Here is a 22,287-nt window from a genome sequence, read left to right as displayed (position 1 = left end):
TCGGCCGGAACAGCGGGTCCCCTGCTCAGGTCGCTTCGACGTCGAGTGGAAGACGTTTGACACCGACGATCACCGCCGGGTTCTGGAACTCGACGTCGTCGTCCGAGGCGATGGAGAGATCGCGGTAGCGCTCGAAGAGCACCTCGAACGCCACCCGGCCCTCGAGCCGGGCCAACGGAGCGCCGAAGCAGAAGTGGATGCCGTGCCCGAACGTGAGGTGCGGGTTCGGGCTTCGGCGCGCGTCGAACTCGCCGGGGCGATCGAAGCTCGCCGGGTCGCGGTTGGCCGCGGCCAGGTCGGCCATCACGATCGAGTTCGCCGGGATGACCTGGCCGCCCAGTTCGACGTCCGAGGTCGTGCGCCGCCCCAGTTCGGGGAACGGCGGAAGCATTCGCAGCACCTCCTCCAGCGCGGCCGGCAGACCGGCCGGTTCGGCGCGCATCGCGGCCGCGGCCCGCGGGTTCCGGTCGAAGCTGACCACGGCGTTGCCCACCAGCGCGGTCGTCGTGATGTGCCCGGCCACCAGCAGCAGCGCCACGAACCCGACGATCTCCTGGTCCTCCAGGCGTTCGCCGTTGAACTCCGCCTGCACGAGCCGGCTGGTCAGCCCGTCGCCGGGGTGGGCGCGGTGCTGCCGGATGTGGTCGAGGATGTAGGCGTTCATCTCCCGGATGGTCGGGGCGATCGCGTCCAGCGCGCGCTGGATGTCGGCCATGTCGGCCGACTCCCCCAGCTGGTCGCCGCTGAAGAGCACTTGCGCCCACCGGGTGAACAGGGGCCGGTCGGCGATCGGGACGCCGAGGAGCTCGGCGATCACGATGATCGGCAGCGGGTAGGCGAGCGCGTCGACGACGTCGATGCGGGCCGCTCCGGCGACGTCGTCGAGCAGGTCGTGCGTGATGGCCCGGATCCGGGGCTCGAGTCCGGCCACGACGCGGGGGGTGAACGCCTGGCTGACCAGGGTCCGCAGCTTGCGGTGGTCCGGCGGGTCCATCCCGACGAAGTTGCCCTTGCGGAAGGTCTCGAAGTCCTCCTGCACCGGCGTGAGACCGCTGAAGTCCGAGGAGAACGTGGCCGGGTCGGACAGCACGCGGGAGACGGTCGGGTGGTCCAGCGCCCGCCAGACGCCCCGCTCCTCGTCGTGGTGCACCGGGCCGCCGCGTTCGCGCAGCTCCGCCGAACGCGCCAAGAGGTCCTCGAAGGCGAAAGCGACACCGGGTAGGTCTTGGGTGCTCATGACTGGTTCTCCTCGGTGGTGGTAGTGACGTCGGTGGGACGGGCGCCGCCCACCGGCTGCGGCTCGGCCGGGCCGGCGGTGAGAGCGTCGCTGCGAGGGAAGTGGCGCAGGGTGGGGCTCACGGTGACGATCAGGGTCACGAGGGCGATCCCGGCGGTGCACAGCAGCACGGCGCCTCCACCGGGAACGGCCTGCACGACCAGGCCGCCGAAGGCCGGGCCGGTCGCGGCCGACACCCCGCCGATCACGCCCATCACGCTGGTCAGCCGCCCGCGCAGCCGGTCGGGCGTGAGCAGCAGCTGGTAGGTGCCGATCGTCGTGTTCGCGGTCGGCGGCAGGAGGGCCATGGCGACGAACAGGGCGCCCATCAAGTAGCCGTCGTCGATGACCGCCGCGAGCGGCGTGAGCAGGGTCAGCACCCAGAAGACGCTCATGATCGAGACGTACGGGCTGAGCCGGCGCTGCAGCCAGGGCGCGATCAGCGAACCCACGACCCCGCCGACGCCGAGCATCGCGGCCATCACGCCGATCTCGCCCGAAGTGATGCCGCGGTCCCGCGCCAGGACGACGACCACGATGTAGTAGGCGCTGAAGAAGAAGTTCAGGCTCACCGCGCACAGCACGGTGACACGCACGTGCCGCTCCCCCCACACCCAGCGCAGGCCCTCCACCATCTCCCGGCCCAGGTGCCCTTCGCCGCGCGGCACGGGCTCGTGGCGCGGGGCCCGCACGAAGCACAAGGCGACGAAGGAGATCGCGTGGGCGAGCACGTCGAAGGCGAACGGGACGGCCCGCGCGAGGCCGTAGAGGAACCCGCCGATGGCGGTGCCCGAGAGCTGGCCGAACGCACCGCGCGCCGAGTTCATCGCCACCGCGGTGGGCAGCTGGGCCGCGGGCACGATCCGGGCCAGCGTCGCGCCTTCGGCCGGGCCGAACAGTGAGCGGCAGCAGCCCATCACCGCCGCGACCGCGATCAGCTGGGGGATGCTCACGACGTCCCACCAGACGGCGGCCACCAGGCTCGCCACCGCCAGCGAGTAGACGGCCTCGCAGCCGAGCATGAGCTTCTTGCGGTTCCAGCGGTCCGCCAGCGCGCCGGCGGGCAGCCCGGCGACCAGCTGGGCCATCGCGTCCACGCCGAGCACCAGCCCGGACAGCGCCGGCGAGCCGGTCACCGCGAGCACCAGCAGCGGCAACGCGATGACCGACGCGGCGAAGCCGGCTTCCGACAGCGCCTGGCTGCCCCACAGCAGGCGGTAGTCCCGGTTCCGGGACAGCGGCGACGCGGTCATCGGCGCCCGTCCCGGCTGTCGGCCGCGATCTGCCGCAGGGCACCGGCGAAGTCGGCGGCGACCGCTTCGACGGTCTGCCGGTCGTGGCGGCCGGGCTGGTGGATCAGGGAGAACACCAGCTCGCCGTCCTGGACCGCGCCGACCAGGTCGAGCAGGAACGGGCGGTGTTCGGCCGGGTCGTGGTCGTGGCCGAGTGATCCGTGCAGGGCGGCGTAGAGACTCTCCGACGTCGCTGTCCCGGCGGCCCCCGAGCCGTCCCACTGGCCGAGGTAGTTGAACGAGATCCCGGGCCGTGGCCCGGTCTCGGCCAGCTTCCGCCGGACGTCCGGGGCGCCGAGGTGGCGCAGCGCGCCGTAGCCGAACCCGTTGCCCGGCACGGCCCGCAGCTGCTTGCGGACGGACTTGACCAGGGTCCGCCAGTCCGGCCGGTCCGCGCTGTCCACGGTCAGGGCGACCGGGTACAGCGTGGTGAACCAGCCGGCGGTCCGGGTCAGGTCGACGCCGTCGAGGACGTCTTCGCGGCCGTGGCCCTCCAGGGCGATCGACACGTCGGGCCGGCCGGTCCACCGCGCCAGCGCCCAGGCCAGCGCCGCCAGGAGGACGTCGTTGACGCGGGTGCGGTAGGCCGCGGGCGCCGACCGCAGCAGGGCGTTGGTGTCCTCGGCGTCGAGGACCACGGTGACTTCGTCCGTTCCTGGCGCGTCGCCGTCGTGGTCCACCGGCAGCGCACCGGCGGCGGGAAGGCCGGTCCAGTAAGGGATTTCGTCGTCGAAGCCGCCGGAGCGGACGTGCTCGGCGAGCTGGTGCGACCAGTCGCGGAACGACGTCGTGCGCGGCCCGAGGTCGACCGGTGCGCGCCGGAGCGCCTGCCGGTAGGCGGTGTCGAGGTCGTCGAGCAGGATGCGCCAGGAGACCGCGTCGACCACGACGTGGTGCGCCGCAAGGAAAAGCTTCGGGCGCCAGCCCGGTTCGGCGGTGACCAGGACGGCGCCGAGCAGCGGGCCGCGGGTCAGGTCGAACCCGGCGTGGACGGCGTCGGCGATCCGCTCCAGCGCGGCCGGGCGGTCGGCCTCGGCCACGGCGGTCAGGTCGTCGTGGCGCAGCTCGGGCCCCGGGTCGAGCCCGGCGTTGTGCTGGTGCCACCCGTCGGCGGTGTGCTCGAACCGCATCCGCAGGGCGTCGTGGTGGGCCCACACCGCGGCCAGGGCCTGCCGGAGCGCGTCGGCGTCGAAGCCGTCGGCCAGGTCGACGAGCATGGACTGGTTGAAGTGGTGGGGGTTCACGGTGTGGATGCCGAAGAACCAGTCCTGGATCGGGGTCAGCGGCACCGGCCCGACCACCGGCCCGTCGGACTCCGTCACCTCGGAAACCGCGGTCGCCTGCGGGGCCAGGGTGGCGATGGTCTGGTTCAGGAACATGTCCTTCGCGGTCAGCCGCAGCCCGGCCTGCCGGGCCCGGGACACCACCTGCATGCTCAGGATGGAGTCACCGCCGAGCTCGAAGAAGTTGTCCTCCGTGCCGACCCGGTCCAGGCCCAGCACCTGCGCCCACACCTCCGCCAGCACCCGCTCGGCCGGCGTCGCCGGCTCGACGTGGCGGGCGGCGGGCTCGGCCGCGGCGGTGACCACGGGCAGGGCCCGCCGGTCGACCTTGCCGCTCGGGCCGAGCGGGAGCGCGGCCAGCGGCTGGAACGCCGAGGGCACGAGGTGCCCCGGCAGCGATCGGCCCAGGAACTCGCGCAGGTCGGCGGCGCCGGGCACGTTGTCCGGTGACACCGCGACGAAGCAGGCGACCAGGCGCTTGTACCCGGACTCGTCCTGCTGCACGGCGGCGACGGCGGCGCTGATGCCGGGGTGACGCAGCAGCGCCGACTCCACTTCGCCCAGTTCGATCCGGAAGCCGCGGACCTTGACCTGGTCGTCGGCCCGGCCGGTGAACTCGAGCTGCCCGGCCGCGCTCCAGCGGACGACGTCGCCGGTGCGGTACATCCGCTCCCCCGGCGCGCCGAACGGGTTGGCCGGGAACCGGTCCGCGGTCAGGCCCGGCCGGTCGAGGTAACCGCGGGCCAGGCTCGGCCCGGCGACGTACAGCTCGCCCGCGACCCCGATCGGGACCGGTGCGAGCGCGTCGTCGAGAACGTAGACGCGGGTGTTCGGGATCGGCCGGCCGATCGGCGGCGGCACGCCCGGGGTGAGCGGGTCGCTCCAGGTCGCGACGACCGTCGACTCGGTGGGGCCGTAGGCGTTGATCATCCGCCGGCCGGGGGCCCAGCGGTCCACCAGCTCCGCCGGGCAGGCGTCGCCGCCCACGACTAGCGTGCGCAGGTGCGGCAGGGGCATCTCGGGGAGGGTGGCCAGCGCGGCGGGCGGGATCAGGGTGTGGCTGATTTCGTGCGTCGTGAGGAACTCCGCGAGCGGCTCCCCCAGCAGCGGCCCGGGCGGGACGACGACGAGGGCCGCGCCGGCGGGCAGGGCCAGGCACAGCTCCAGCACGGCGGCGTCGAAGCTCGGCGAGGAGTACGCCATGACCCGGTCGCCTTCGGTGACGGCCAGGTGCTCGGCTTCCGCGTCGGCGAAACCGGTCAGCCCGGCGTGGGTGACGATCACACCCTTGGGGCGCCCGGTCGACCCGGACGTGTAGATGACGTAGGCAGGGCTGTCCGGCCGAGGCGGGGTGAGCCGCACTCCCGGGTCCGCGGCGAACGCGGCCGGGTCGTCGAGCGAGAGCACCGGGACGCCGTCGGGCACGGGCGGGGCGAGGGCGTCGAGGGTCAGCACCAGCTCCGGGCTGGCGTCGGTGAGCATGTAGGTGATGCGTTCGAGCGGGTAGGTCGGGTCGACCGGCAGGAAGGCCGCGCCCGCTTTCAGGACGGCGAGCTGTGCGACGACCATGTCCGCCGACCGCGGCAGGGCCAGCGCGACGACCCGCTCCGGGCCGATGCCGCGCGCGGCGAGGACCTGAGCCAGCCGTCCGGCGCGGGCGTCGAGTTCGGTGTAGGTGAGGGTGCCGTCCTCGGAGAAGACCGCGCTCGCGTCCGGGTGCCGCCGGGCCCGGGCCTCGACGCGTTCGGGCAGGGTGCCCGGCGCGACCGCGCGGCCGGTGTCGTTCCACGTGCCGAGCAGCCGGCGGCGTTCGGCTTCGCCCAGCAGCGGCAGCCTCGACAGCGGCCGGCCCGGGTTGTCCGCGATGCCGGCGAGCAGGACGCCCAGGTGCTCGGCGAGGTGGTCGATCGTGGCGGCGTCGAACAGGTCGGTGTTGTAGGTCAGCGCGGCGTGCAGCAGGCCGTGGTCCGGCTGGAACTCGACGGTGAGGTCGAAGTTGGCCGCGGTCGCGGGCTGGACGACGTCTTCGGCCTCGAGCCCGGGCAGCCGGGCCGGTTCCCGCGGGCTGTTCTGCAGCACGACCATCGCCTGGAACAGCGGGGTGCGGCTGGGGTCGCGGCCGGGCTGGACGGCGTCGACGACGCGGTCGAACGGGAGATCCTGGTGGTCGAACGCCGCGCGGACGCCGGCGCCGACCTCGTCGAGGAAGTCCGTGAACGGTTGCCCCGGGCGGACCCGGGACCGCAGCACCAGGGTGTTGACGAAGAACCCGACGAGGCTTTCCAGCTCGGCGCGTTCGCGGCCGGAGGTGACCGTGCCGACGGCGACGTCGTCCTGGCCGGCCCAGCGGCCGAGCAGCACCTGGCAGGCCGCGACGAGGGTGGTGAACAGCGTGGTCCCCCGCTGCCGGCTCAGCTGCTCGAGCCGGGCGGTCACCGCCGCCGGGACGACCAGCTCCCGCGTCGCGCCGCTGGTGGTGCGCACCGGCGGTCGCGGCCGGTCGGCAGGCAGCTCCAGCGGGGTGAGGTCGCGCAGGCGCTCGGTCCAGTAGGCGACCTGGCCGGCCAGCACGCGCTCGGCGAGCAGACCTCGTTGCCAGGCTGCGAAGTCCGCGTACTGGACGGGCAACGGCGGCAGGTCGGCCGCTTCGCCGCGCAGCGCGGCCGTGTAGCGCAGGCCGATCTCTTCGGCGATCAGGCCATTGGACCAGCCGTCGGTGACGATGTGGTGCACGGTCACGGTGAGCACGTGCTCCCGTGGGGCCAGCCGGATCAGCTTGACCCGCAGCAGCGGGCCTTCCCGCAGGTCGAACGGCTGCTCGCCGTCAGCGCGCAGGACATCGGCCAGGGCCGCTTCCCGCGTCTCGGCGGGGTGGTCGCTCAAGTCGGTGACGGGGACCGGCACCGCGGCCGGCGGGTGCACGACCTGGACGCCGTGGCCGTCGCTCGAGGCGAACGTGGTGCGCAACGGCTCGTGCCGGGCGACCAGGCCGGTGAACGCCTCGGCGAGCGCGTCGACGACCAGCTCACCGTGCAGGCGCACGGCCGTGCTCGTGACGTATTCGGTGCCGCCGGGCTCGAACTCGTCGAGGAACCACAACCGCTGCTGCGCGAAGGACTGCGGCAGCGGCCGGTCGCGGGGCACGGCGGGGATCGGGTCGGTGGCGGTGCGGGCGGCGCCGACGGTGTCGATCGCCGCGGCGAGCCGGGCGACCGTCGGGTGCGCGAACACCGCGCGCGGCGACATCGACACGGCGAATTCGGCCAGCAGCCGGGAAACGAGCCGGATGCTGAGGATCGAGTCGCCGCCGAGCTCGAAGAAGTTGTCCTGCGCGCCGACCCGGTCGCTCCCGAGCAGCCGCTCCCAGATTTCGGCGACGGTCTGCTCGGTCACGGTGGCGGGCGGGACGTGGACCCGCCGGGCCGGGATCGGGCCGTCCGGCGCGGGCAGCGCGCGGCGGTCGACCTTTCCGTTGCGGTTCAACGGAAGGACGGTCAGGACGGTGACGACCGCGGGAACCATGTACTCGGGCAGGCTCTCGGCGGCGTGCGCACGCAGCTCGGCCGGGTCGGCGGTCCGCCCCGGGGCGGCGACGACGTGGGCCACCAGCCGGCGGGTGCCGGCGGCGTCGGTGTGGACCGTCGCGATCGCCTGCGCGATCGCCGGGTGGGCGGTGAGCACGGCTTCGATCTCGGCGGGCTCGATCCGGAACCCGCGCAGCTTGACCTGGTCGTCGGAGCGGCCGAGGAACACCAGGTCGCCGCCGGCGTCACGGCGGACGACGTCACCGGTCCGGTACATCCGCTCCCCCGGCGCGCCGAACGGGTCGGCGACGAACCGGTCGGCGGTCGCGCCCGGACGGCCGAGGTAACCGCGCGCCAGGCCGGGCCCGGCGAGGCACAGCTCGCCCGGCGCGCCCGCCGGCAGCGGCCGCAGGTCGCGGTCGAGCACGTAGGCGCGGACACCGTCGAGCGGGCGGCCGATCGGGATCGGCTCGGGCACGTCCGCGGTCAGCCGGAAGGACGTGGCGAAGGTCGTGGTTTCGGTGGGGCCGTACCCGTCGACCACGACGAGCCCGGGGCAGGCGGCTTGGACCGCCCGCACCGCGGCCGGCGGGACGACGTCACCACCGGTCCACACCTCGCGCAGGCCGCGCAGGGCGTCCGGGGCGTCGTGGGCGAGGAGCCGGAACAGCCCCGCGGTCAGCCATGCCGCCGTCACGCCGTGCTCGGACACCGCGCGCCGCAACGACTCCACGGTCAGGTCGGGGCCGTCGGGCAGGACCACGGCGCCGCCGGTGAGCAGCGGGGCCCACAGCTCGTAGGTGGAGGCGTCGAAGGCCAGCGGCGAGTGGGCCAGCACCCGGGCGTGGGCGTCCCCGGCGAACCGGGAGTCCTGGGCCAGCGCGGTGATGTCCTGGTGGCACACCGCGACGCCTTTGGGGGTACCCGTCGAGCCCGACGTGTACATCACATAGGCGAGGCTGCCGGGATCGACCGCGCGCTCCGGCGCCGAGGAGGATCGCTGCCCGCCCACCGTCGTCGTGGATCCATTGTGGACGGACTCGGCGGTGGTCACCCAGGTCGGCCCGGCCACCACGACCGTCACGGCGGCTTCGGCCAGCACGGCCCGCAGCCGCTCGTGCGGGGCACGGGTGTCCAGCGGCACGTAGGCCGCGGCCGCCTTGAGCACGGCCAGCTCGGCGACGACGTGGTCCACCGACGGTTCGAGCAGCAGCCCGACGCGGTCTTCGGCGCCGACGCCCAGCTCGACCAGCCGGTGCGCGAGGTGGTTCGCCCGCTCGTCCAGCTCGGTGTAGGTCAGGGTCCGGTCGTCGGCGACGACCGCGGGCGCGTCCGGCCGGCGGCGGACCTGGTCGGCGAACAGCGCCGGCACGGTCGCGGCGGGCGCGGGCCCGCCCGCGCCGTGGGCGTCGGCGAGCACCTGGGCGCGTTCGGCGCCCTCGACCCACGGCAGCCGTGCCAGCGGCCGAGCGGGATCGGCGGTGACGGCGTCGAGCAGCAGGGCGAGCCGGTCGGTCATCGCGGTGATCGAGCCCACGTCGAACAGCGCCGGGTCGTAGGCGAGGTCGAGCGCGAGCCCTTCGTCGAGGGACGCGCGCAGGCACAGCGGGAAGTTGGTGGCGTCGGCCGAGGCGACCTCGACGACCCGGGGCGCGCCCGGAGTGCCGGGTTCGCTGATCGGGTAGTTCTCGAAGACCACCATGCTGTCGAACAGGTTCTGCCCGGCGGCGACGTCGCTGAGCGGCCGCAGCCGGCCCAGCGACACGAAGTCGTGGTCGCGCGCCTCGCTCTGGGCCGCCTGCAGCTCCCCCAGCCACCGCGCGACCGGCTGGGTGCCGTCGAGGCGGACGCGGGTCGGAATGGTGTTGATGAACATGCCGATCATTGCTTCGACGCCGGCCAGGTCGGCCGGACGGCCGGAGACGGTGGTGCCGAACACGACGTCCCGGTCGCCTGACAGCAGCGACAGCAGCAGCGCCCAGGCGCCCTGGACGACCGTGTTGACGGTGAGGCCGTGGGTCCGGGCGAACTCGCGCAGCCGCAGCGTCGCGGCCGGGGCCAGCTCGGTGCGGACCGAACCGGTCGAGCGGGACCGGTGGGCCTCGGCCGGCGGGCGGTCGTAGGGCAACGCGGTCGGGGCGTCGAACCCGGCCAGCGTGGCGCGCCAGAAGTCGTCGGCGCGGGCCTGGTCGCGCTCGGCCAGCCAGCCGAGGTAGTCGCGGTACGGGCGGCGGGTGACCAGACCAGGCCGGGTGCCGGCGGCCGTCGCGGCGTACTCCTCGCACGCCTCGGCGAAAACCTGGGCGGAGCTCCAGCCGTCGAGCAGGACGTGGTGGGAGGTCCAGACGAGGTCGACCTCGTCGCCGGGCAGCGCGGCGATCGCCAGCCGGGTCAGCGGGGCGCGGGCCAGGTCGAACGGCACCGCACGGTCGGCTTCGAGCAGGTCCCGCACGGCCGCCTCACGAGCCACCGGGCCGAGGTCACGCAGGTCGTGGTGGGTGACCGGCAGCGTGGCCGCGCGGTCCACCACCTGCACGGGCTCCTCGACGCCGGTCAGGACCAGCCGGGTCCGCAGCACCGGCGTGCGGTCCACCACCCGCTGCCAGGCCGCGGCGAGCCCGGCGGGGTCGGCGACCCCGGCGAGGCGCACGCGGACCTGTTCGAAGTACGCCGGGGAGCCGCTGTCGAACAGGGTGTGGAACACCATGCCGGCCTGCAGCGGCGTGAGCGGGTAGACGTCCTCGACGTCCCGGCCGTCGCCGGCCACGACGTCGAGCTCGCGCTGGCTCAGCCGCGCGAGCGGGAAGTCCGCCGGTGTGCGGCCGCCGGCGCCGGGCTCCGCGCAGTGCGCGACGATTTCGCGCAGCGCCTCGGTGACCTGCTCGGCAAGGTCGCGCACGGTGCTTTCGCGGTGCACCCCGGGGGAATACGTCCAGGCCAGCTCCAGCCGGCCGCCTTCGACGATGCCGACGACGTCGAGCAGGTAGCTGCGCGGCCGGGCGTCGTCTTCGCCCAGATCCCCGCCGAAGCCCCGGTAGAGGCCGCCATCGTCGCCGGTGGCGGTCCACTGGCCGAGGTAGTTCAGCGAGATCTGCGGGGCGCGGCCGCCGCGCAGGGGCGAGTCCGGCACGAGCCGGCTCAGCGCGCCGTAACCGAGGCCCTTGCCGGGCACGGCCCGCAGCTGTTCCTTGACCGCCTTCAGCGTCGGTCCCCAGCCTTCGGCCTCGGGGAGCGTGAGCGCGACCGGGAACTCGGCGGTGAACCAGCCGACGGTCCGGGAGAGGTCGAGGTCGTCGAAGATCTCCTCGCGGCCGTGCCCTTCCAGCGCGACCAGGACCCGCTCGTTTCCGGTCCACCGGGCCAGTACCCGGCCGAGCGCACTGAGCAGGATGTCGTTGACCTGCGTGCGGTAGACCTCGGGAACCTGGCGTAGCAACGCGTCGGTGCCGGCCGCGTCGAGGGCCGACGTGACCGTGCGGGTTTCGGTGTTCTCCCCCGCCGCGTCGACCGGCAGGTCCGTGGCGGGACCGTCGAGCACCTCGGTCCAGTAGGGCAGCTCGGCGTCGAAGCCGCCGCCGCGGACGTGCGCGGCGAGCCGGTCGGCCCAGCGGAAGTAGCTCGTCGTCCCCGGCCCGAGGTCGACCCGGCGGCCCGCGAGCACCTGGCGGTACGCGGTTTCCGTGTCGGCGAGCAGGATCCGCCACGAGACGCCGTCGACCACCAGGTGGTGAACGATCAGCAGCAGGACCGGCGGCCGCGCCGGGCCGAAGGTGAACAGCACGGCCGCGACGAGCGGGCCGTCCCCGACGCTCAGTGTGCCACGCGCTTCGGCCGCGGCGGTGCGCATCGCCGTGTCGACGTCGTCCACAGTGGACAAGTCGACTTGGCGCAGCGCGGGGATTTCCGCGTCGGCGCGGAACTCCTGCCGCCAGCCGTCGCGTCCGTGGGTGAACCGGGTGCGCAGGACCTCGTGCCGGGCCAGGACCGCGGCCAGCGCCGTGGTCAGAGCGGGGACGTCCAGCTCGGGGTCGAGTTCGGCCACTGTGGACATCGTGAACCGGTCGTTGCCGGTGCCGAAGAGCCACTGCTGGATCGGGGTGAGCGGGGCTGAGCCCGTGAAGGCCGCTTCGGGACCGCCGGGCGCGTCCGTGCCGGCGACCAGCGCCAGCTCGGCGATGTTCTGGTGGCGGAAGACGTCCTTGGAGGTCAGGCGCAGGCCGTGCTGCCGGGCTCGGGAGACGACCTGGATGCTCAGGATGGAATCCCCTCCGAGGGCGAAGAAGTTGTCTTCCACGCCCGGCTGCTCGACGCCGAGGACGTCGGCCCAGATCGACGCCAGCAGCTCCTCCACCGGCGTACGCGGCGCGGTCCGGCCGGCGGCCGGAATCACGATCGGGGCGGGCGCGGGCAACGCCTGGCGATCGATCTTGCCGCTCGCGGCCAGCGGCAGCCGGTCGAGCCGCACGAACACCGTGGGCACCAGGTGGTCGGGCAGGGTCGCCTTCAACCGGGTCCGCAGGTCGTCCGGCTCGCCCGTCGTGACGACGTAGGCGACGAGACGGGCGTGGCCGTCGTCGTGGCGGGCGACGACCACCGCGTCGGCGACGTCCGGCAACGCCCGCAGCGCCGCCTCGACCTCACCGGGTTCGATCCGGAAGCCCCGGATCTTGACCTGGTCGTCGGCGCGGCCGAGGTACTCCAGGTTTCCGTCGCGGGTCCAGCGGACGCGGTCACCGGTGGCGTACATCCGGGTTCCCGGCGCGCCGAAGGGGTTGGGCGGGAACTTCTCCGCGGTCGTCCCGGGCCGGTTGAGGTACCCGCGGGCGAGCTGGGTGCCCGCCAGGTGCAGCTCGCCCGGGACACCGATCGGCGCCGGGCGCAGCCGGTCGTCGAGGACGTAGGCCCGCACGTTGCCGACCGGGCGGCCGATCACCTCGCGCTCGCTGTCGCCGATCCGGGCGAGGGTCGCGTCGACGGTGCATTCGGTGGGGCCGTAGATGTTGAACGCGGTGACGCCGTCGAGTTCTCGCCACAGCGTGTCCCCGACGGCTTCGCCGCCGAGCACCAGCACCGACGGCCGGTGCCGGCTCGCTTCCAGGAGGTGCCTGGCGAACGACGGCGTCGAGTTGACCAGGTCGATCCCGCGATCGGCCACGTATTCGGCCAGCAGTGCGAGGTCGAGGCGGGTGTCACCGTCGATGACGTGCAGCTCGTGGCCGGCCGTGAGCATCAGCAGCAGCGCTTCCCAGGACGCGTCGAAGGAAAACGCGGCGGTCAGCGCCACGCGCAGGCGGTCCTTCCCGGCCGCGGCGGTGAACTGGTCGGCGTGGTCGACGGCCAGGTTGGCCAGCGCGCGATGACTGACGACAACACCCTTCGGCACGCCGGTCGAGCCGGAGGTGTAGATCGTGTAGGCGGCGTTGTCGAGCACCAGCGGCCCGACCCGGTCGTCATCCGTCAAGTCCACATCGGACACTGCCGCCGAGCCGGCGATCGGTTCGGTGACCACGACGACCGGCCGGGTGTCGGCGAGCAGCGCTTCCTGGCGCACGGGCGGCAGATCGGGGTCCAGGTACAGCAGCACGCCTCCGGCCTTGAGCACGGCGAGGACGGTGACCACGAGCTCCGCGGAGCGAGGCAGGGAAACGGCCACGAACCGCTCAGGACCCGCGCCGTGGGAGACGAGGTCGCGAGCGACCCGGTTCGCCCGAGCGTTCAGCTCGGCGAAGGTCAGCGTGGTGTCGCCGCAGACCAGCGCGGTCCGCTGAGGTGTCCGGGCGACCTGCGCTTCGAACAGCTCCGGCACGGTGATGTCCGGGGCCGCGCGGTCGGTGGCGTTCCAGGTCTCGACGACCAGGTCGTGCTCGGCCGTGGGTAGCAGCGGCAGCGCGTCGACGGGGCGCGTGGGGTCGGCCACGACAGCGGTGAGCAGCACCGTCAGATGCTCGGCGAAGCGGCTCATCGTGGCCGCGTCGAACAGGTCGGTGCTGTAGTTCAGCAGGCCGCGCAGGCCGTCGGGGCCTTCTTCGAACTCGATGCTGAGGTCGAACCCGGCCGTGGTCATCGGCAGGTCGAGGTCGCTCGCGGCGAGCCCGGCGAGGGCGGGCAGCCGGTTGCCCGCGTTCTGCAGGGTCACCAGCACCTCGAACAGCGGCGTGCGGCTGGTGTCGCGCTCGGGGCTGAGCTCGTCCACGAGCCGCTCGAACGGCACGTCCTGGTGGGCGAACGCGTCCAGGACCGTCCGGCGGACGGCGGTGAGCACCTGCCCGAAGTCCTGGCGCCCGTCGAGCTGCGACCGCAGCACGACGGTGTTGACGAACATCCCCACGATGTCCTGCACCCCGGGGTGGTCGCGACCCGACGTGATCGTGCCGACGGCGACGTCGTCCTGTCCGGACCAGCGGCGCAGCACCAGTTGGCAGGCCGCGGCCAGGGCCGTGAACAGGGTCGTGTCCCGGTCGGCGGCCAGCCGGCGCAGCCCGGCGAGCGGCTGGGCGGCGAGGATGAACTCGTGCTCGGCACCGTGCGAGGTCCGGACGACCGGCCGGGGACGGTCGGTGGGCAGGTCGAGCGGGCGGAGGCCGTCGAGCTGCCGCCGCCAGAAGCCGAGCTGGTCCTCGACGGGCAGTTCTCGTTGCCACGCCGCGAAGTCCGCGTACTGGACCGGCAGCGCGGGCAGCTCGGTGTGCTCGTTGCCGTAGAGGGTGGCGAGGTCGCCGATGAGCACGCCCATCGACCAGCCGTCGGTGATGATGTGGTGCAGGGACAGGACGAGCGCGTGCTCGTCCGGAGCGACGCGGGCCAGCCGGGCCCGCAGCAACGGGCCGCGGGTCAGGTCGAACGGCTGCGCGAGGTCTTCGGCGAGCAGTCGCCGCAGGTCCCCGGCTTCGGTGACGGGCAACGCCAGTTCCCACGGCTCGCCGATCACTTGACGAGGCTTGCCGTCCACGGCGGTGAACGTCGTGCGCAGCGACTCGTGCCGAGCGATCAGGGCGTTCAGCGCCCTCGCGAGGGCGTCGGCACGCAGGGCACCACGCAACCGGACGCCGTACACCGTGACGTGGTCCGTGCTGCCCGGGGCGAACTGGTCGAGGAACCAGAGGCGTTGCTGGGCGAAGGACAGCGGCAGGTCACGCTCGCGGCTCACCAGGGGGATCACCGGGGTGGCGGCGGACGCGGTGGCCAGGCTCGCGGCGAGGCCCACGACGGTCGGGGTGTCGAACACATTGCGTGGGGAGACGTCGACGCCGAGGGCGTCGCGCAGCGCGGAGGAAAGCCGGATGCTGAGGATCGAGTCCCCGCCCAGCTCGAAGAAGTTGTCCTCGGCCCCGACCCGCTCGAGGCCGAGAGTCGCGGCCAGGACCGCCGCGACCGTGCGTTCGGCGTCGGTGCGCGGCTCGACGAACTCCGTGCCCATCGGGCCGGCGACGGGCGCCGGCAATGCGCGGTGGTCGAGTTTTCCGTTGCGCGTCAACGGCATCGTGTCGACCGTGACGAACGCCGAGGGCACCATGTAGTCGGGCAGCGACCGGGCCAGCCGCTCGCGCAGCAGGGCCGCGGCCGGCGCGTCCTGCGGGTCGGCCGCGACGACGTAGGCGACCAGCCGCTTGCGGCCGGGCTCGTCCTCTCGGGCGAGGACCGCGGCCGAGCCGACCTCCGGCTGCGCGAGCAGGGTGGCCTCGATCTCGCCCGGCTCGATGCGGAAGCCGCGGATCTTGACCTGCTGGTCGGCGCGGCCGCGGTAACGCAACGCACCACTGTCGGTGCGGGACACCAGGTCCCCGGACCGGTACATGCGCGACCCGGGCGCGCCGAACGGGTCGGCGACGAACCGGGCGGCGGTCAGCCCGGGCCGGCCGAGGTAACCGCGGGCCAGGCCGGCCCCGGCGACGTGCAGTTCGCCGGGCACCCCGGCCGGGACGGGGTTCAGATCGGCGTCGAGGACGTACCCGCGCAGATCGGGCAGGACGTCCCCGACCAGACCGGGAGCATCCGGCACCAGGTCGTTATGGGTGACGTGGACGGTGGTCTCGGTGATGCCGTACATGTTGACCAGCCGGGGCGCGGTGGCGCCGTGGCGCCGGAACCAGCCGGCCAGGCGTCGGGTGTCGAGCGCCTCGCCGCCGAAGATCACGTGCCGCAGCGCGAGCCGGGCGCCGAGGTCCGGGTCGTCCTCGTCGGCGCGGCACAGCTGGTAGAACGCCGACGGCGTCTGGTTGAGCACGGTGACGCCTTCGTCGGCCAGCAGACGCAGGAACTCCCGCGGCGACCGGGAGACGGCGTGCGGGACGACGACGAGCCGGCCGCCATGCAGCAGCGGGCCCCAGATCTCCCAGACGGAGAAGTCGAAGGCGTAGCTGTGGAACAGCGTCCACACGTCGTCACGGCCGAAGCCGAACCGGCCGGCGGTCGCGGCGAACAGCCGGGTGACGTTGCGGTGCGGAATCACCACGCCCTTGGGCTGCCCAGTCGAGCCGGAGGTGTAGATGACGTACGCGGGGTGCTCGGGTGTGCAGCGCGACGGCGGGTCGATGTCCGGGCCGGTGGCCTCGATGTCCTCGGGTGTCAGGACGGCGACCGGGTTCGTGTCGGCGAGCATCCGCTCGACCCGCTCGTCGGGCGTGGCCGGGTCGATCGGCAGGTAGGCGGCCCCGGCCTTGAGCACGGCGAGGATCGCGACGACCTGGTCCGGCGAGCGCGGCAGCCGCAGGGCGACGTACCGCTCGGGCCCGGCGCCGAGCGCGATCAGCCGGTGCGCCAGCCGGTTCGCGCGGCGGTTGAGCTCGGCGTAGGACAGGGCGATGTCCTCGCCGGTGAGGGCGATCGCGTCCGGGGTCGCGGCCACCTGGGCGGCGAACAGGTCCGTGATGGTCGGCGCGGGCAGGGAAACCGGGTCCGACGCGCCGGGCAGCTGCGCGCGGTCGGCGGCCGAGAGCCACGGCAGCCGCGCGATCGTGCGATCGGGGTTCTCCGAGAGCGCCAGCAGCAGGGTCTCCAGCCGGGCGGCCAGGGCCTGGGCGGTGGCCGGGTCGAACAGCGCCGGGTCGGTGGCCAGTTCGAAGCCCAGCTGTTCGCCCGCGTAGGCGCGCAGGGTGATCGGGAAGGTGGTGGCGTCGAGCGCGGTCACCTCGCGCAGGGTGACCCCGGCGCGCGCGGCGGCGTGCTCGTCGAACGGGTAGTTCTCGAACGCGACCATGCTGTCGAACAGGTTCTGCCCAGCCGGGACGTCGCTGAGCGCGCGCAGCCGCCCGAGGGCGACGAAGTCGAAGCGCCGCGCCCGGTTCTGCTCGTCCTGCAACCGCCGCAGCCACGCCAAGACCGGTTCGCCACCGTCGACGCGGGTGCGTGTCGGGATGGTGTTGATGAACATCCCGATCATGGTTTCGACACCGGGCAGGTCGTCGGGCCGGCCGGAGACGGTGGTGCCGAACACGACGTCGGGCTCGCCGCTCTGGTGGGCCAGCAGCAGCGCCCACGCGCCCTGAACGAGCGTGTTGACGGTCAGGCCGTGGCGCCGGGCGACGTCGCGCAGGCGGGTGGTGTCTTCGGGAGTGAGGGCGACCCGCACCGGCTGCGCGGTCCGCGTCCGGTGGGCCTGGGCCGGCGAGCGGTCCCAGGGCAGCGGCGTCGGGGTGGCGAACCCGGCCAGCACCTCGCGCCAGTGGTCCTCGGCCGCGGTGACGTCCTGCGCGGCGAGCCAGCCGAGGTAGTCGCGGAACGGCCGGTGGGCCGGGACCCGCGGGACGCGGCTACCGGTGATGGCCGCGTAGTGCTCGACGACCTCGGTGAAGATCTGGGCGAGGCTCCAGCCGTCGAGGACGACGTGGTGCGACGTCCACATCAGCAGCACCCGGTCGTGGCGCAGCGCGACGATGTCCAGCCGCATCAGCGGGGCGGTGGCCAGGTCCATCCCGGCGGCGGCGTCTTCGGCCGAGAGCCGGTCCAGCTCCGCCGCCTGCTCCGCTTCGGACAGGCCACGCCAGTCGTGGCGGGTGATCGGCACGACCGCGCGGCGGCGCACCACCTGCAGGGGTTCCTCGACACCGTCCCAGACCAGCTGGGTGCGCAGCACCGGGGTGCGGTCGGCCACCTGCTGCCAGGCCCGCGCGAACGCCTCCGGGTCGCGGACGCCGTCGAGCAGCATCCGGGCCTGGTCGACGTAGGCGTCGGCGGTGGGGTCGAGCAAGCTGTGGAACAGCATGCCCGCCTGCAGCGGGGTCAGCGGGTAGACGTCTTCGACGTCGTGGCCGTCACCGGCGATTCTGTCCACAGTGGATTGATCGAGCCGGGCGAGCGGGAAGTCGGACGGCGTGCGGCCGCCGGCGCCGGGCTCCGCGCAGTGCGCGACGATCTCGCGCAGCGCCGCCAGCATCGCCTCGGCCAGCTCGTGCACCGTTTCGCGGTTGTTGACCTGCTCGGAGTAGCTCCATGTCAGCGACAGCTCGCCGCCGTCGACGACGCCGGTCACGTCCAGCTGGTAGGTGTTGGCCTCGTCCGGCGCGATGTCCGCGCCCGCGCCGTCGAGCCGGCCGCGGAAAAGCCCGTCGCCGCCGCTTCCGCCGTCCCAGCGGCCGTGGTAGTTGAAGCAGATCTGGGGCAGGGGCAGGGACTTCAGGACGGTGCCGGGCGCGTCGGTGTCGCCGAGGTGGCGCAGGGCCTCGTAGCTGAGGCCGCGGCGCGGGACGGCCCGCAGCTGCTCCTTGACCGCCTTCAGGGTGGCGCCCCAGCCCCCCGTCGGCGGCAGGTCGAGAGCCATCGGGAACTGCGTCGTGAACCAGCCGACCGTGCGGGAGAGGTCGACACCGTCGAGGACGTCCTCGCGGCCGTGGCCTTCCAGCGCGATCAGCACGCCGTCCTGCCCCGTCCGGTCGGCCAGCGCCCGGCCGAGCGCGCTCAGCAGCACGTCGTTGACCTGTGTCCGGTAGGCCGCGGGAACCCGGTGCAGCAGTGCGTCGGTGTCGCCCGCGCCGAGTGTCACGGTGAGCGTGCGTGTGGAGCCCGTGGTGCCGGCGCCGTCGTGGTCGACCGGCAGCGCCGTCGGGACCCGGCCGGCCACCCGGGTCCAGTGCTCGACGTCGCCGTCGAAGGCGCCGGAGCGGACGTGCTCGCGCAGCAGGTGCGCCCACCGGGTGAACGTCGTGCCCGCGGCCGGCAACCGGACCGGAGCGCCGGCAAGGGCCTGGTGGTAGGCGGTGTCGAGGTCGGCGAGCAGCACTCGCAGCGATACGCCGTCGACCACGAGGTGGTGCACGGCCAGGAACAGCAGTGGCGGCTGGGTGCCGCGCACCAGCAGCACCGCCCCGGCGACCACGCCGGTCGCCAGGTCGAGCCCGGCGCGCACCTGGCCCGCCGCGGCTTCGATCCCGGCGCGTTGCCCGGCTTCGCCGAGCGAGGACAGGTCACGGCTCCACAGCACCCCGGTCGGCGTGGGCACGACCTCCTGCTGCCATTCGCCGTCCTGATGGAAGAATCGCGTGTGCAAGGCCTCGTGGTGGGCGACAACGGCGTCGACCGCGATCCGCAGGGCATCGTGGTCGACGTCGGCGGGCAGTTCGAGCAGCTGCGACATCGTGAAGTGGCCGAGCGGGCCGTGGGTGCCGAAGAACCAGTGCTGGATCGGGGTCAGCGGCGCGGGTCCGGCGATCGGCGCCGTCGTGTCCTGGGTGAGCGCCGCGGCGGACTGCACGACGGTCGCGAGCCCGGCGATGGTCTGGTGCAGGAAGATGTCGCGCGAGGTCAGCCGCAGCCCGGCCTGACGGGCCTGGGCGACGACCTGGATGCTCAGGATCGAGTCACCGCCGAGGCCGAAGAAGTTGTCCTCGACGCCGATGCGGTCGTTGCCGAGCACCTCGGCCCAGATGGCCACCAGCTGGTGCTCGACCGGCGTCCGCGCCGCGACGTAGGCCTGGTCGCCGTCCTCGGGGACGCCCGGCGCCGGAAGGGCACGCCGGTCGACTTTTCCTTGTGGTGTCACGGGAACGGCGTCGATCGGGACGTACGCCGAGGGCACCAGGTAGTCGGGCAGGGTGGCCCGCAGGGCCGCACGCAGGTCAGCGGCGGCCGGTGCCGCCGGGCCCGCCGCGACGACGTAGGCGACCAGCCGGGCGTGCCCGTCGTCGCCGCGGTGGGCGACGACCACGGCGGCGGAGACGTCGGGCAGGCGCAGCAGCGCGGCCTCGACCTCGCCGGGTTCGACGCGGAAGCCGCGGATCTTGACCTGGTCGTCGAGGCGGCCCAGGTACTCCAGCTGCCCGTCCGCGGTCCAGCGCACGCGGTCGCCGGTGCGGTACATCCGCTCGCCGGGCGCGCCGAACGGGTCGGCGACGAAGCTTCCGGCGGTCCGGCCCGGACGGCCGAGGTAGCCGCGCGCGAGCTGCGCGCCGGCGAGGCAGAGTTCACCCGCGACGCCGATGGGCACCGGCCGGAGGTCCTCGTCGAGGACGTGGGCCCGGGTGTTGGCCAGCGGGCGGCCGAGCACCGGCCGGGCGGTCGCGCCGACCCGGCACGACACCGCGTCCACTGTGTACTCGGTCGGGCCGTAGAAGTTGTGCGCCACGGTGACTTCGGCGTCGGACAGGGCGCGCCACAGCGACTCGTCGAGGGCCTCGCCGCCGAGCATAAGGATCTTCGGGCGGTGCCGCGGGTCGGTCAGCAGCCCGGCGGGCACGAGCCGGCGCAGGTAGGTCGGGGTCAGGTCGAGGAAGTCGATCCGGTGCTCGGCGATGTGGTCGACGAGGGCGTGCGCGTCCAGCCGGACGTCGTCGCCGATGAGGTGCAGCTCGTGGCCGTCGGCCATCAGCACCGGGCCCTCGAGCGAGGTGTCGAACGACAGCGTGGCGGTCAGTGCGACGCGCAGCCGCCGTCCCGGCGCGGCGAAGCCGGCGCGGTGGCCGGCCAGCAGGTTCGTTAGGTTGCGGTGCGGGACGGCCACACCCTTGGGCCGGCCGGTGGAGCCGGAGGTGTAGATGACGTAGGCGGTGTTGGCCGCGCGCAGCGGCGCGGGGCGGTCGGCGTCGGTCAGGTCGGTGCCCGGGTGCTCCCCCAGCGCGGCGGCGGTCTCCTCGGTGTCGAGGACGAGGCCACCGGGGATGCCGGTGGTCTCGTGGGTGACGACCAGCGTGGCGCCGGCGTCACGCAGCAGCAGCTCGATCCGGTCGGCGGGCAGGCCGGGGTCGATCGGCAGGTACACCGCGCCCGCCTTCAGCACGGCGAGCAGCGCGACGATCGCGTCGGCCGTGCGCGGCAACACGAGCGCGACGACCCGTTCCGGGCCGGCGCCCAGCGTCACGAGGTGACGCGCGAGCCGGTTGGCGCGGGTGTTCAGCTCGGCGAAGCTCAGCGTGACCGCCCCGGCGACCAGCGCGGTCTCGTCCGGGATGCGGTGGACCTGGGACTCGAACAGCTCGGTGAGGGTGGCCTCGGGAACGTCCAGTGCGGTGTCGTTCCACTCGGCGAGCCGCCGCTGCTCAAGCTCGGTGAGCATCGGGAGCTCGCCGACCGGGCGGGCGGCGTCGGCGGCGATGCCGGTGAGCAGCACGGTGAGGTGCTCGGCCAGCGCGGCGACGGTCCGCTCGTCGAACAGGTCGGTGTTGTACTCCAGCGCCCCGTCCAGGCCGCCGTCGGTCGGCTGGAACTCGACGGTGAGGTCGAAGTTGGCCGCGCGCCGGGCCACCTCGACCGGTTCGACGGTCAGGCCGCCGAAGTCCGGCTGCCCGCCGGGGTTCCCGTGCAGCAGCACCATGGCGTCGAACAGCGGGTTGCGGCTGGGGTCGCGCTCGATCTTCAACGCCTCGACGAGCTTCTCGAACGGTGCTTCGGCGTGCTCGAAGGACTCCAGGACCGTCGAGCGGACGGCGTCGAGGAACACCTCGAACGGCGTTGCTCTGTCCACCGTGGAGCGGACGACGACGGTGTCGACGAAGAAGCCGACCGTCCGCTCGAGCTCCGGCCGCCCGCGGCCGGAGACGACGGTGCCGAGCGCGATGTCGTCGCGGCCGGTGTACCGGGCGAACAGCACCTGGCACGCCGCGACCAGCACGGTGTAGAGCGTCGTCTCGTGGGCCCGGGCAAGTTCGCCGAGCGCGGCGGCGACTTCGGCCGGGACGCTGAAGGAGTGCAACGCGCCCGCGGTCGTGCGGACGGCGGGCCGCGGCCGGTCGGCCGGCAGGTCCAGCGGTTCGACGCCGGCCAGCTGCGTGGTCCAGTAGGCGAGGTGCCGGTCCAGGGCCGGCCCGGCCAGCCGGTTGCGCTGCCACACGGCGAAATCGGCGTACTGGACCGCGGGCTCGGGCAGGGCCGCCGGTTCACCGCGCACGGCGGCCGCGTAGAGCGCGCCGAGCTCGGCGACCAGGATGCCCATCGACTCGCCGTCGGTGACGACGTGGTGGGCGGTGACCAGCAGGACGTGGTGGTCCTCGGCGACGCGCACCAGCAGCAGCCGGACCAGCGGGCCGCGGCGCAGGTCGAAGGGCCGGGCGTACTCGGCGCCCAGCACCTCGTCGAGATCGGCGGGCCGCAGCGCGGGATCGGCCGTCAGGTCGACCGTCCGCACCGGCACGTCCGGGGCCGGGTGGACGACCTGGACGGGCGTGCCGGCGGCGTCGTTGATGGTGGTGCGCAGCGATTCGTGCCGGGCCACCAGGTCCCCGAGCGCACCGGTGAGCGCGGCCGGGTCGAGCGTCCCGGTGAGCCGCAGCCCGACCGCGCTGTTGTACTCGGCGTCCCCCGGCTGGAACTCGTCGAGGAACCACAGGCGCTGCTGGGCGAAGGAAAGCGGCACGTCCTCGTCACGCGAGGCCCGGCCGATGACGTCGGTGCGCTCGGCCCGCCCGGCCAGGCGGCGCTTGAGCGTCTCGCGCAGTTCGGCGGGCAGCGCGTCGATGCGGCTCTTCCTCGAGGTGGTCATGTTCGCT

3 protein-coding genes are annotated in these 22,287 nt (G+C 73.8%); all 3 read right to left on the bottom strand.

The annotated features are described in order from the left end of the window. Positions 1 to 25 precede the first annotated feature (25 nt). Genes ACZ63J_RS32190 through ACZ63J_RS32180 form a run of 3 tightly spaced genes read right to left on the bottom strand, consistent with a single transcriptional unit; the run spans position 26 to position 22,280 of the window. A complete protein-coding gene (locus ACZ63J_RS32190) occupies positions 26 to 1,237 on the bottom strand; it encodes a cytochrome P450 (RefSeq protein ID WP_465399577.1) in 1,212 nt (403 codons plus the stop codon). Further along, positions 1,234 to 2,529: an MFS transporter gene (locus ACZ63J_RS32185; RefSeq protein WP_465399576.1), complete on the bottom strand. Its 1,296-nt coding sequence runs from the start codon at positions 2,527 to 2,529 to the stop codon at positions 1,234 to 1,236. The genes ACZ63J_RS32190 and ACZ63J_RS32185 overlap by 4 nt, the downstream gene beginning before the upstream one ends. Beyond that, a complete protein-coding gene (locus ACZ63J_RS32180; protein WP_465399575.1) occupies positions 2,526 to 22,280 on the bottom strand; it encodes a non-ribosomal peptide synthase/polyketide synthase in 19,755 nt (6,584 codons plus the stop codon). The genes ACZ63J_RS32185 and ACZ63J_RS32180 overlap by 4 nt, the downstream gene beginning before the upstream one ends. Between the last annotated feature and the right edge of the window lie 7 nt (positions 22,281 to 22,287).

It is taken from the genome of Amycolatopsis sp. NPDC104863, from assembly GCF_055582965.1.
Note: the sequence above shows the minus strand (reverse complement) of the source record. Positions and strands in the feature narration are given on the sequence as shown.